7 protein-coding genes are annotated in these 12,998 nt (G+C 67.6%); 4 read left to right on the top strand and 3 right to left on the bottom strand.

The window, feature by feature from the left end:
• Positions 1 to 18: 18 nt before the first annotated feature.
• The 3 genes from G4D77_RS24995 to G4D77_RS24985 form a co-directional block, all read right to left on the bottom strand.
• A complete protein-coding gene (locus G4D77_RS24995; RefSeq protein WP_154833794.1) occupies positions 19 to 1,665 on the bottom strand; it encodes an acyl-CoA synthetase in 1,647 nt (548 codons plus the stop codon).
• Between the two features lie 472 nt (positions 1,666 to 2,137).
• Entirely contained in the window at positions 2,138 to 3,610 is a 1,473-nt protein-coding gene (locus tag G4D77_RS24990; RefSeq protein ID WP_074920969.1) for a hypothetical protein, read from the bottom strand.
• A gap of 3 nt (positions 3,611 to 3,613) precedes the next feature.
• Positions 3,614 to 4,951 (bottom strand): SPFH domain-containing protein, encoded by a 1,338-nt coding sequence (locus G4D77_RS24985; protein ID WP_154833793.1) that lies wholly within the window; start codon positions 4,949 to 4,951, stop codon positions 3,614 to 3,616.
• A gap of 256 nt (positions 4,952 to 5,207) precedes the next feature.
• On the opposite strand from G4D77_RS24985, the gene G4D77_RS24980 reads away from it, so the two are divergent.
• The 4 genes from G4D77_RS24980 (at position 5,208) to rpoD (ending at position 12,920) form a co-directional block, all read left to right on the top strand.
• Positions 5,208 to 5,933 (top strand): response regulator transcription factor, encoded by a 726-nt coding sequence (locus G4D77_RS24980; RefSeq protein ID WP_154833792.1) that lies wholly within the window; start codon positions 5,208 to 5,210, stop codon positions 5,931 to 5,933.
• Complete coding sequence (locus G4D77_RS24975; protein WP_154833791.1) at positions 5,930 to 8,146, top strand: sensor histidine kinase; 2,217 nt, start codon at positions 5,930 to 5,932, stop codon at positions 8,144 to 8,146. The genes G4D77_RS24980 and G4D77_RS24975 overlap by 4 nt, the downstream gene beginning before the upstream one ends.
• 41 nt (positions 8,147 to 8,187) lie before the next feature.
• The gene (gene dnaG / locus G4D77_RS24970; protein WP_016447583.1) at positions 8,188 to 10,224 is read left to right on the top strand and encodes a DNA primase; all 2,037 of its coding nucleotides are present in this window, start codon (positions 8,188 to 8,190) and stop codon (positions 10,222 to 10,224) included.
• 260 nt (positions 10,225 to 10,484) lie between these two features.
• Positions 10,485 to 12,920, top strand: coding sequence for an RNA polymerase sigma factor RpoD (rpoD, locus tag G4D77_RS24965; RefSeq protein ID WP_016447584.1), 2,436 nt, complete (start codon positions 10,485 to 10,487; stop codon positions 12,918 to 12,920).
• Positions 12,921 to 12,998: the final 78 nt, after the last annotated feature.

The raw sequence follows: 12,998 nt of genomic DNA, 5'->3' as shown, positions 1-12,998 counted from the left end.
CGCGCTGCGGCCCGGCCCTCAGCCCGTGATGGCCTGGACCGATCCGGCCTGGCGGCGCAGCTCGAACTTCTGGATCTTGCCCGTGCTGGTCTTGGGCAGCTCGCCAAAGACCACGGCGCGCGGCACCTTGTAGCCGGCCAGGTGCTTCTTGCAGTGGGCCACGATGTCTTCGGCCGTGGTCTGCGCGCCGGCCTTCAGCTCGATGAAGGCGCAGGGCGTCTCGCCCCACTTGGGATCGGGTTTGGCCACCACGGCGGCGGCCAGCACGGCCGGGTGGCGGTAGAGCACGTCCTCGACCTCGATGGACGAGATGTTCTCCCCGCCCGAGATGATGATGTCCTTGCTGCGGTCCTTGATCTGTATATAGCCGTCCGGATGCTGCACGGCCAGGTCGCCCGTGTGGAACCAGCCGCCGCGGAAGGCCTCGTCCGTGGCCTGCGGGTTCTTCAGGTAGCCCTTCATGGCGATGTTGCCCTGGAACATGATCTCGCCCATGGTCTGGCCGTCATGGGGCACGGGTTCCATGGTCTCCGGATCGAGCACGCTGGCCGAGCGCTGCAGGTGGTAGCGCACGCCCTGGCGGGAATTGAGGCGCGCGCGTTCGCCGATGTCCAGCGCATCCCAGGCTGCATGCTTGGCGCAGACCGTGGCCGGGCCGTAGACCTCGGTCAGGCCGTAGACATGGGTGATGTCGAAGCCCAGCTGCTCCATGCCCTCGATCATCGAGGCCGGTGGCGCGGCGCCTGCCACCATGGCCTTGACTCCGGCGGGCACGCCCTCCTTCATGGCGGCCGGCGCGTTGACCAGCAGGCCGTGCACGATGGGCGCGCCGCAGTAATGCGTGACGCCGTGGTTGCGGATGGCGTCGAAGATGGCCTGCGCCTCCACCCTGCGCAGGCAGACATTGACCCCCGCGCGTGCCGCCACCGTCCACGGAAAGCACCAGCCGTTGCAATGGAACATGGGCAGGGTCCACAGGTAGACGGCGTGCTTGGGCATGTCCCACTCCAGCACATTGCTGATGGCATTGATGGCCGCCCCCCGGTGGTGGTAGACCACGCCCTTGGGGTTGCCCGTGGTGCCGCTGGTGTAGTTCAGCGCAATGGCGTCCCACTCGTCGGCGGGCAGCTGCCAGTCGAAACCGGCATCGCCGCCGGCCACGAAATCGTCGTAGTCCAGGCTGCCCACCTGCTCGGCGGCCGGGCCGTACAGCGTGTCCTCGACCTGGATCACCAGCAGCGGCGCGCTGCGCTGGCGCAGCTTCAGCGCCTTGGCCACCACGCCCGTGAACTCCGGGTCCACGATCAGCACCTTGGCCTCGCCATGGTCCAGCATGAAGGCGATGGTTTCCGCATCCAGCCGCGTGTTCAGCGCATTGAGAACGGCGCCGGCCATGGGCACGCCGAAATGCGCCTCCACCATGGGCGGCGTATTGGGCAGCATCACGGCCACGGTGTCGTTCTTGCCCACGCCCGCCTTGTTCAGGCTGCTGGCCAGTTGGCGGCAGCGCGCATAGGTCTCGCCCCAGTTGCGGCGCAGCGTGCCGTGGACCACGGCCAGCCGCTCGGGATAGACCTCGGCCGTGCGGGCGATGAAGCCCAAGGGGCTGAGCGGCGCATGGTTGGCGCTGTTGCGGTCCAGGTGCTGGTCGTAAATGTGGGTCATCGTGGTCTCCGGTTCGCTGGGGTTCTTGGTGTGATGCAGGTCTGCCATTGCAGACTGGCGAAACCTGAAGATATAGCAAGACAGGCTTACACAAGCTTGATGCGCGACCACCGGGCGCGCCACCGCACAGGCCCGGATAACCAAAGCGGCATGCATGGTCTTTGCAGGGCATCACAACTTTCAGAATTTCATGGAAATTGAAAATACTCATGCAAAACAATCACTTGACCTGCCTGCAGACGCGCCCCAGCCTGTCCCCAAGGCGACTTCACAACCACAGTCCTCTATAAGACATCATTTATCAGATGACTCGGCCGCACGGCCTCGGCTTCACTCGTAGAATCGCCGCTTGGATTCGCCGGCCAGCACCGCTGGAAGGCGAATAAGGAGTTCCTAGAGGAGTCGCCTGGCAACGCTCCAGGCATCGTTGGAGACGAGCCTGCACCCCACCGGTGCAGGCTTTTTTTTTGCTTCAGCGCAGGCTCAGGGACTGGCGCTTCCAGGCCGGGTCCTGCCAGCGCTGGAACAGCGGCAGGGCGGACACATCGCCGGTCACGCGCTCGGTGGCCAGGCCGTCCAGCCGCACCACTTCGAAGCTCTTGCGGTAGCGGCCCTGGCCACGGGCCTCGCGCGCCACCAGCATCAGCTGGCCGCCAGGCACCCAGCCCGCCCATTCGGCCACGCCGGTCTCCGGCGCGGTGGCGGCGGGGGGAAGCACATCGGCCAGCCAGCCGCCTTCGGTCTTGCGCAGCACCCACAGTTCGCGCCAGCCTTCCAGCGGCTGCACGGCCAGGGCCACGGCCGTGCCCTCGCGGTTGGTGCTGGCCGATGCAGCCCACACCAGGCCATAGGTGCAGCGGCGCAGCAAAGGGGCCTTGGCGCCGTGCTGGGCGTCCACCAGCAGCACGCAGGTTTCGCCGGCAGCACCGGGCTCGGTCAGCAGCGTCGGGCGGGCTCCGGCAGCAGGAGCCGCAGCAGCAACAGGCGCCAGCGCCCAGCGCACGGCGCTCACCCGCATGGCCGCGTCGTTGTAGGCGCTCTGGTCTTCATCGGGCAGCTCGGACTTGCTGACGCCCGTGAACTCGGCCAGCGCCCGGGCGGCCGATGCCGCCACGGCAGGGTCGGCCATGCTTTTGCGCGCCTGCTGAAAGGCCAGCGCGCCCCACACGCTGGCGCGGCGCATCTGCACGCGGCCGCGCAGGTAGGGCGGCAGGCCGGTCACATCCACGCGCTCCAGCACATCGGCCTGCCAGGCGTACAGGCGGGCGCGCTCATGGGCCGGCAGATCGGGGTCCACGCATTCGGGCCGTGTCAGCGCCAGGGCGGCGCGGGCGCGCTGCGGCGCGTCGGCGGCGGGCATGGCGAGCACGCGGCGGAAAAATTCGCCTTCATAGCAGACCTGCATGCGGCTTTCGACCTCATAGGTCGCAAAGCGCAGGCCGTAGCCGTTGGCCACATCCAGGTGGGCCGACAGCGTGGCGCCCGAGGCCTTGCCGGGCGCAGCTGCGGAGGCGCGCCGCGCCAGCCGGTCGGCAAAGCCGCCCAGTGCGTCGAAGGCCTGCGCGCCTTCGGCGCCGGCCAGGGTCCTGGCGGGCGCGGCCTGCAGGTAGGCGGCCGCCAGGCCGATGCCCAGCGCCTCGGCACCGGGCGTGTCCTGCACGAAGCGCAGCACGGCCAGCAAGGCGGGGGCATCGGCCTCGGTCATGGCCACGCGGCGCACATCGCCGGCGCGGATGAAGCCGCCCCGCTCGCGCTTGTGGTCCCAGACCTGGAGGTAGTCCAGGCGTTCGCCCCTGATCTCCAGCACCTCTCCCTGCCACAGGCTGGCCTGCTGCTGGGCGCCATCGCGCGGCGCGGCGCGCAGGCTGGCCTGGTCCTGCACCACGATGGCGCTGCCCATGCCGGTGGCCAGCGCTGCGGCGGCCAAGGTCGATACGGTCAGCATGGCTTATTGCTCCTGAACGGCTGCGTTGGCATCTTCGGCCGCCACGGAGGCTGCGCCGGCCTGTGCATTGCGGCTGCCACCCAGCAGGGCCGCACCGATGAAGTCGCCATTGGTCGGCGGGGGCGCGATGATGACCTGGATCTTGTCCGAGAGCTTGTCGGCCAGCGTCTTCTGGATCAGCAGCGGGTAGCGCGTGACCAGGGTGCCTTCGCGCGCCATCTGCTCGGCGTTGACCTTGCCCAGGCGGTCCATGCGGAAGGCCTCGGCCTCGGCCAGCTTCTGGCGTGCATCGGCTTCGCCGTTGGCCTCGATGCGGCGGGCCTGGGCGCTGCCCTCGGCAGCTTTCACGCGGGCCACGCGCTCGGCCTCGGCCTCCAGCTGACGCTGCTCGATCTGGCGCTGCTTGAAGGGCAGCACATGCTTCATGGCCTCTTCCTGGGCACGCGCCGCAATCACCTGCTCGCGTGCGGCGGCTTCGGCGGCCACTTCGCGGCGCACCTTGTCGGCATTGGCATCCAGCTCGGTTTCCTTGACGCGCTTGTCCTTGAGCTCCAGCGTGTAGCGCATCTTCTCGGAGGCCAGCTCCTCGGCCAGCAGGCTGTCCATGCCGCGGCGGTACTCGGCGGGCAGGTCCACCTTGCCGATCTGGATGCTGCGCAGCGTCACGCCGTCGGCCGCCAGGCGCGTGCGCAGTTCGGTTTCCATGATCTGGGCGATCTCGGCGCGCTTGGTCGAGAAGATCTCGCGCACGGTGTAGCGTGCGAACACCTTGTAGACCAGGCCCTGCACGGCGGGCTCCACGATGTCGCCGCCTATGTCCAGAGGCAGGTTGCCGGCCTTGACGGCGGGCGATGCGGGATCAAGCGCATAGCGCACGTTCAGGTCCAGACCCAGGGACAGGCCCTCGACCGACTGCAGGGGGGCGCTGCCATTGGCCTGGCGCATGGCCTCCGGACGGTAGCTCTGGTCGCGCAGGGAGAACACGCGCACCGTGTGCAGGCCCGGAACCACCCACACGCTGCCATCGCGCCACAGGCTGACGGAGCCCGTGAACTGGTTCAGGCGCACGCCCAGCGTGCCCTGCTCCAGGTGCTGCACGGGCGGGTTGCGCACCACCACCAGGCCGGCCACCACCACCACGGCGCCGATGGCCAGCCAGCGCACGGTACGTGCCGTGGGCAGCAGGACTGCCCAGTCCACGGGCTGGCGGCGGGGCGCGTTGCCCGGCAGCGTGCCGGCGTCGGCTGCAGGCTCGGAGGAATCGGCGGTGCCGGCTCCATCCAGGCGGGCGGACTTGCGGCCCGTCAGGGCCTGCATGATGCGGTTCCAGGTGGCTTTCATGGTGTTCTCTCTCTCGGCTGTTGTTGGCTGTTGTTGGCTGTTTCTGAGGCACCGGAAACAGGGGTGGCTCATTGAGGACCGATTGTTCGGATCCACCCCGGAAGCAACAACGCAGCGCACGGACCAAAGCGCTCACACCGGCGGCGCAAACGCTCCGGCCCCGGAAGAAAAACTCACACCCGGGCCGGCGCAGGGCCGAGATAATCCCGCGAACACCGCCACGGCGGCCTCCCCGACCCCACCCCTGCACAGCCCCATGACCCGTATCGCCGTGATCGAAGACGACCTGCCCACCAGCAACCAGTTGGCGGGATGGATACGCAGTGCGCGCAGCGGCATCGTGATCGACCAGTGGTTCACGCGCGACGAGGCCGAGGCCGCCCTGGCCCGCGAACACTACGACGCCGTGGTGCTGGACATCGAGCTGGGCCGCGAGCGCCATGCCGGCGTGGCCCTGATCAACGCCATCAACAAGCTGGGCCAGGGCACGCCGGTGCTGGTGGTCTCGGCCATGCCGGCCGCCATCTACCGCAGCATCATGAAAGCGCTGGACGCCTGGGACTACCTGCAAAAGACCACCTTCGAGGAGGCGGACTTCATCGAGACCTTCCTCGACATCCTGCGCACCACGCAGCGTGCGGCGCCCGTGGCCGCGCAGGCAGCCGCAGCGCCCGTAGGCGATGCCTTGGTGCTGGACCCGCTGTGGCAGCGCACGCCCACCTGGCGCGGCGAGCGCATCAACCTGCCGCTGACGGCCCAGCGCATCCTGGCCACGCTGCACCAGCGCAGCGGCGAAGTGGTGTCCTACGACGAGCTGTTCGAGGTGGTCAAAAGCGGCCGCAACCGCGACAACGTGCGCAAGCACGTGAGCACCATCCGCGAGGCCCTGCGCGAGGTGGACCCGGGCTTCGAAGGCATAGAGAACGTGCCCATGCGCGGCTTTCGCTGGGTGGGCCAGGCCGGCGCCGCCGTCCGCACATGAAGCGCCTGCTCAACCCCAAACTGGAGCTGCCCCGGCTGGAAGTGCCGCGCCTGGGCCTGGCCGCCTTCCGCCAGCGCATCCTGCTGCGCGGCGTGTTCGTGCTGCTGGCTGTGGCCACGGTGTCCTTGAGCGTGGTGGTTCTCAAGGACGAGAAGGAACGCGCCTGGCAGGCCTACCAGCACGGCTTTGTGCGCAGCCAGGCCGAGGTCATGGCGCGGCTGCGCCATCCTTCGGGCCGGCTGGCCCTGCTCAACGCCGGCCACCTGGGCCAGGGCGTGACGCCGCTGGCGCCGCTGCTGCTGCCCTATGCGGCCATCGACTTCGACGATCCGCAAAAGTCCCAGCAGGCCGTGGAGATGGCCGGCTGCTCGGTGCAGTATCCCGATGGCGCCTCGCTGTGCGCGGCCATCGGCAACAATCCCTACGCAGGCGGCTTCATCTATCTGGTGGGCAGCTTCTTCGCAGGCGAGCTGACACCGCGCGAGCGCGGCTCGCGCGAGCCCGCCCAGGCGCACCGCGCCCGCATCACGCTGGACATGCGCGGCAGCACCTACCGCTGGATCGCGCCCTATGAGGCCATGCCGCAGCAGGGCAACAAGTCCGGCAACGGCGAGCACGGCCGGCTCACCGGCTTTGTGGACAACGGCACGCCCCAGCTTGACGCCCGCGCGCGGCCCGTGCGCGATTTCCGTGGCTGGCTCTGGCAGAACGGCCATTGCCGCGACCTGCCGCCTGGCGTGCAGGGCCATGCGGGCAATGACAAGACGCCCCCTGCAGCCGATTGCCTGCGCCGCACGCACTACTCCATCCGCCTGCCGGTCGAGTTGTTCCGCGAGGCCCTGTTCCGCAGGGACGTGCGCCCCGTCTGGCCGCCCGAAGACCTGGGCAGCATGCGTGTGCGCGTGGAAATGCTGGCCCCGGGCGAGGCGGCCGCGCCCCTGTTCGACAGCAATGCGCCGGGGGCGCAGCTGGCCGCCTCGCTCAACGACATCTCGCGCAGCCTGCTGCCCGGCGAGCGCGTGCAGATTCGCAAGGTGGGTGCCGACGAGGCCAGCACCATCACCCTCAAGGGCGTGGATGTGCAGGCCGCGCCGTCGGCGCCCTGGCTGCTGCGCCTGATCAGCTGGCTGCCGCTGCATGCAGCCGGCGTCTCCGCCGCCACCATGACCCCGGCCGTGCCCACGGGCCAGGACATTCTGGACACGCCCACGGGCAACTACACCGTCAGCTTCACCGGCCACCCGCGCGATGTGGAGCAGGGCCTGGCCGCCGTGGCCACGCGCCTGTCCTGGTACCTGGGCGCCATGCTGGCCGCCATTGCGCTGGCCTGGCTGATCGTCGAGCTGGGGCTGATCCGCCGCGTGACCGCCCTCACCCGGCGCGCCGCCGCCGTCTCCTACAACGTGCAGGACGGCCATGTCGGGCCACGCCTGGGCGATCTCGAAGTGTCGGACCTGCGTGGTTCCGACGAGCTGGGCATTCTGGCCGGCGGCCTGGCCGACCTGCTGCAGCGCGTGAAGGACGACCTGCAGCGCGAGCAGCTGCGCGCTCAGCAGGAACGCGACATGTGGCATGCCGTGGGCCACGAGATCATGTCGCCCCTGCAATCGCTGATGGTGCTGTACGGCCCCGACGACCCCGGCCACCGCTATGTGCAGCGCATGCAGCAGGCCGTGCATGTGCTCTACGGCACGGCATCGCCGGCCGAGGCGCTGCAGGCCGCCACCGTGCCGGAGGGCCGGCTGGACCTGGACGCCTTCCTCAGCCACGTGGCGGCCAACGCGCACTATGCGGGCATTGCCGATGTGGTCTACGAAGGCGGGAACAAGAGCGGGAGCGCGGGAGCCGCCGGCGCCGTGATCGTGCGCGCCGACGAATTTGCCCTGGAGGACGTGGTCACCCACATCCTGCGCAATGCCGACAGCTACCGGCCGGCCGGCACGGCCATCACGCTGTCGCTGTCGGCCTCCGAGTCCACCGCCAGCGCCACGCTGCACAACCAGGGCGCCACCATTGCGGAGGACCTGCTGGAGCGCATCTTCGAGCTGGGGGTGTCCGCGCCCCAGGAGCCTTCTGCCGCCAGCGGCGCCGAGCACCGAGGACAGGGCCTGTTCGTGGCCAGGACCTACATGGCCAAGATGGGCGGCACGATCAGGGCCCACAACACGCGCGATGGCGTGGCCTTCACGCTGACCTTCCAGCGCCTGGGCTGAGGGCCGGGCGCTGCCGGCCAGTGCCCCCGGGGCACGGCCGGATGGCCCCGCGAAGGCACAATACGCGGGTGTCCATTCCCCAATCGTTCATCCAGGAGTTGCTCGCGCGCGTCGACGTGGTCGACATCGTGGGCCGTTACGTACAGCTCAGGAAGGGCGGCGCCAACTTCATGGGCCTGTGCCCTTTCCACAGCGAGAAGTCGCCTTCCTTCACCGTCAGCCCCAGCAAGCAGTTCTATCACTGCTTCGGCTGCGGCAAGAACGGCAACGCCATCGGTTTTCTGATGGACCATGCCGGCATGGGCTTCGTCGAAGCGGTGCAGGATCTTGCCGGTCAGGTCGGCCTGCAGGTGCCGCAGGACGACATCAGCCCGGCCGAGCGCGAGCGCCAGGCCGCCCAGAAGCAGAAACAGGCCACCCTCACCGACGTGCTGGAAAAGGCCGGTGAATCTTTCCGCAAGCACCTGAAGGCCTCCCCCCAGGCCATCGAATACCTCAAGCGCCGCGGTGTCTCGGGCGAGACCGCCAGGCGCTTCGGCCTGGGCTACGCGCCCGCCGGCTGGCGCAACCTGGCCAGCGTCTTTGCGCATTACGACGATCCGCAGCTCGAAGAATCGGGCCTGGTCATCGTCGGCGAGGACGACGGCAAGCGCTACGACCGCTTCCGCGACCGGCTGATGTTTCCCATCCGCAACGTCAAGGGCGAGTGCATAGGCTTCGGCGGCCGCGTCTTCGGCGACGAGAAGCCCAAATACCTGAATTCGCCCGAAACCCCGGTGTTTCACAAGGGGCGCGAACTCTACGGCCTGTTCGAGGCCCGCACCGCCCTGCGCGACATGGGCTATGCGCTGGTCACCGAAGGCTATATGGACGTGGTGGCCCTGGCCCAGCTGGGCTTTGCCAACGCCGTCGCCACGCTGGGCACGGCCTGCACGCCCGATCACATTCACAAACTGTTTCGATTTACTGACGCCGTCGTTTTCAGCTTCGACGGCGACGGGGCGGGCCGGCGCGCCGCGCGCAAGGCGCTCGATGCGGCCCTGCCCTATGCCAGCGACACGCGCAGCGTCAAATTCCTCTTCCTGCCCGCCGAACACGACCCGGACAGCTTCATCCGCGAATACGGCAGCGAAGCCTTTGCCCGCTACGTGGGCGACGCGCTGCCGCTGAGCCGCTTTCTCATCGAGGCGGCCAGCGAAGGCTGCGACCTGGGCCAGGCCGAAGGCCGTGCCCACATGGCCAGCAATGCCCGCCCCCTGTGGACGGCCCTGCCTGACGGCGCGCTCAAGCGCCAGCTGCTGGGCGAGATCGCCGAACTCGTGCAGCTCGATGCGCGCGACCTCTCCGACCTGTGGTCGCAGGAAGCCGCTCGCAGCGGCCCGGCGCGGGGCTCCATGGCCGGCGGTGCTTCCCATCCGGGCCAGCAGGCCGGCCATGCACCGGCCGCGCCCGACTGGGGCCAGCCTGTCGAATACGGCGCGCCTTCGGGCTGGCACGAGCGTGGCGGCCATGGAAGCGGCGCGGGCGGCTGGCGCAGCGGCGAGCCCGGGCGCGGCGGCAAAAAGCCCTGGCCGCGCAAACCCTGGGACAAGAATGGCCGGGCCGACTTCAACCCGCCCCCCATGGGCCCGCGTGGCGCGCCAGCCACACGCACCGACCAGGCGGCACGCCTGCTCATGGCGCACATGGAATTCATGGAAGAACTCACCCACGAGGACTTCGAGGCACTGGCGCACTGCTCAGGCGAACATGGCGCCATGTTCCGCTGGATGGAGGCACAGTTCCAGGAATCCGGTGCCCGGCCCTTTGCCGTGCTGCGCGAACAACTGCGCGGCCTGCCTCACGAAACGCTGGCAGACAGGCTCATGAGCGGCCCCCACGCGCATCCCGAGGGCGAACTGCCCGAGCTGCGCCGTGAGTTGCGTGATGTCCTCAATCGCATGGTCATCGTCCACATCAAGGCCCAGATCGACGAAGCCTTGCGCGACATGGCACGGGACCCCAGCGCCGCCCAGCGCTATCGCGATCTCTTTGCCCGACAGCAGGCCCTGGAAAACCAGATGCGCACTTCCTCTTGAAATCGAGGTAAGCAGATATAATTGGGGGCTATCGGCAAGAGCGACAGCAGCACCTCCGGACCGGGCCCCGTGACGAACTCACGTGATTGCAGCAACTGCACGGCCCAATTTCCCGCAAGGACTGCACACCAAATGATCGCCCAGACATCTTGCCTGGAATATGTACGCTTCCCTGGCGGGCCTAGTCCGTCCGCGCGCGCTTAGGCGGCGCTTGTTTGAGTTTCCCTTTGTGTGTGTTCGCTCCCGACCGTGAGGTGCTCATGCCCGTTTCAAAGTCCGTGAAGTCCAAGCAGGCCCCCGAAGCTCCAGCGAAGCCCAAGACTTCGACAACCTCTTCAGCCCCGGCCGTCAAGGCCGGTGCCGGCAAAGCCGCTGCAGGACCGAAGAGCGCCGCATCTGCGGCCAAAGCAAAGAAAGATACCGACGTGGTAACCAAGTCCCAAGCCGAACTCAAAGCCATGGCCGACGAACTGCTCGCCGCCGCGACGCCCAAGCGTGGCCGCAAGAAGGCAGCCGAAGGCGACGACGCCCCCGCCCAGACAGAAAAGAAGCCTGCTGCCGCCAAGAAGGCGCCGGCCAAGGCCGCCACCTCCACCGCTGCAGCCAAGACTCCCGCCAAGCGCGGCCGCAAGCCCAAGGCCAAGGAAGCGGGCGACGACATGGACGACGCCGACCTGTCGGACATCGATGGCGACATCGATGGCGAAGTGGAAGGCGAAGTCGAGACCGAAGTGGAAGTCGAGGTCGAGGCCTCCTCGGCCCCGGCTGAAAAGGTCAAGCCCCTGCGCATGAAGATCAGCAAGGCCAAGGAACGGGCCTTGATGAAGGAATTCGGCCTGGACGAAACCGTCCTGACCGAAGAGGAAATGTCCACCCGCCGCCAGCGCCTGAAGGCGCTGATCAAGCTGGGCAAGACGCGCGGCTACCTGACGCACAGCGAAATCAACGACCACCTGCCCGACAAGCTGGTCGATGCCGAGACGCTGGAAGTCGTGATCTCCATGCTCAACGACATGGGCGTGGCCGTCTACGAGCAGACCCCCGACGCGGAAACCCTGCTGCTGAACAACACGGGCCAATCCGCCACCACCGAAGAGGAAGCCGAGGAAGAGGCCGAAGCCGCCCTGTCCACGGTGGACTCCGAATTCGGCCGCACCACCGACCCCGTGCGCATGTACATGCGCGAAATGGGCACGGTGGAGCTGCTGACGCGCGAAGGCGAGATCGAAATCGCCAAGCGCATCGAAGGCGGCCTGATGGACATGATGGAGGCCATCTCGGCCTCGCCCGCCACCATCGCAGAAATCCTGGCCATGTCCGAGGAAATCCGCGAAGGCAAGGTCGTCATCTCCACCATCGTCGACGGTTTCGTCAACGCCAATGAGAACGACGACTACGTGGCCGAAGAAGACTTCGACGAATACGACGAAGAGGACGACGACGACGGCAAGGGCGGCTCCAAGGCACTGACCAAGAAGCTCGAAGAACTCAAGAACGAGGCGCTGCGCCGCTTCGACGCCATGCGCGAGAACTTCGACAAGATGCACAAGGTGTACGACAAGGAAGGCTACGGCACGCCCACGTACATCAAGGTGCAGAAGGCCCTGACCGAAGAGCTGATGACCATCCGCTTCACGGCCAAGACCATCGAGAAGCTGTGCGACCTCGTGCGTGCCCAGGTCGATGACGTGCGCAAGAAGGAACGCGAGCTGCGCAAGATAATCGTGGACAAGTGCGGCATGCCGCAGGAAACCTTCATCGCCCAGTTCCCGCCCAACCTGCTGAACCTGCAGTGGGTGGTGGAGCAGGTCGCGGCCGGCAAGCCCTGGAGCAGCGTGCTGGAGCGCAATGTCCCGCCCGTGCAGGAACTGCAGCAGAACCTGATCGACCTGCAATCGCGCGTGGTCGTGCCGCTGGACGAGCTCAAGCGCATCAACAAGCGCATGAACGACGGCGAGCGCGCCAGCCGTGACGCCAAGAAGGAGATGATCGAGGCCAACCTGCGCCTGGTGATCTCCATCGCCAAGAAGTACACGAACCGCGGCCTGCAGTTCCTGGACCTGATCCAGGAAGGCAACATTGGCCTGATGAAGGCCGTGGACAAGTTCGAATACCGTCGCGGCTACAAGTTCTCGACCTATGCCACGTGGTGGATCCGCCAGGCCATCACGCGCTCGATCGCTGACCAGGCGCGCACCATCCGCATCCCGGTGCACATGATCGAGACCATCAACAAGATGAACCGCATCTCGCGCCAGCATCTGCAGGAGTTCGGCTTCGAGCCCGATGCGTCCATCCTCGCGGCCAAGATGGAGATCCCGGAAGACAAGATCCGCAAGATCATGAAGATCGCCAAGGAGCCGATCTCCATGGAAACGCCGATCGGCGACGACGACGATTCGCACCTGGGCGACTTCATCGAGGACACCAACAACACCGCTCCCGTGGACGCCGCCATGCAGGCCGGCCTGCGCGACGTGGTCAAGGACATCCTCGACGGCCTGACCCCGCGCGAAGCCAAGGTGCTGCGCATGCGCTTCGGCATCGAAATGTCCACCGACCACACGCTGGAAGAAGTGGGCAAGCAGTTCGACGTCACGCGCGAACGCATCCGCCAGATCGAGGCCAAGGCCCTGCGCAAGCTCAAGCACCCGAGCCGCTCGGACAAGCTGCGCAGCTTCATCGACTCGCTGTAAGGCGCTGTGGATGCCGCCCCCCGGGCCGGCAACTGCCCCCTGGAAAGCCCCGCACTCCCCTGCGGGGCTTTTTGTTTG

It is taken from the genome of Delftia sp. WY8 (assembly GCF_018437695.1).
GTDB lineage: Bacteria > Pseudomonadota > Gammaproteobacteria > Burkholderiales > Burkholderiaceae_C > Comamonas > Comamonas tsuruhatensis.
Note: the sequence above shows the minus strand (reverse complement) of the source record. Positions and strands in the feature narration are given on the sequence as shown.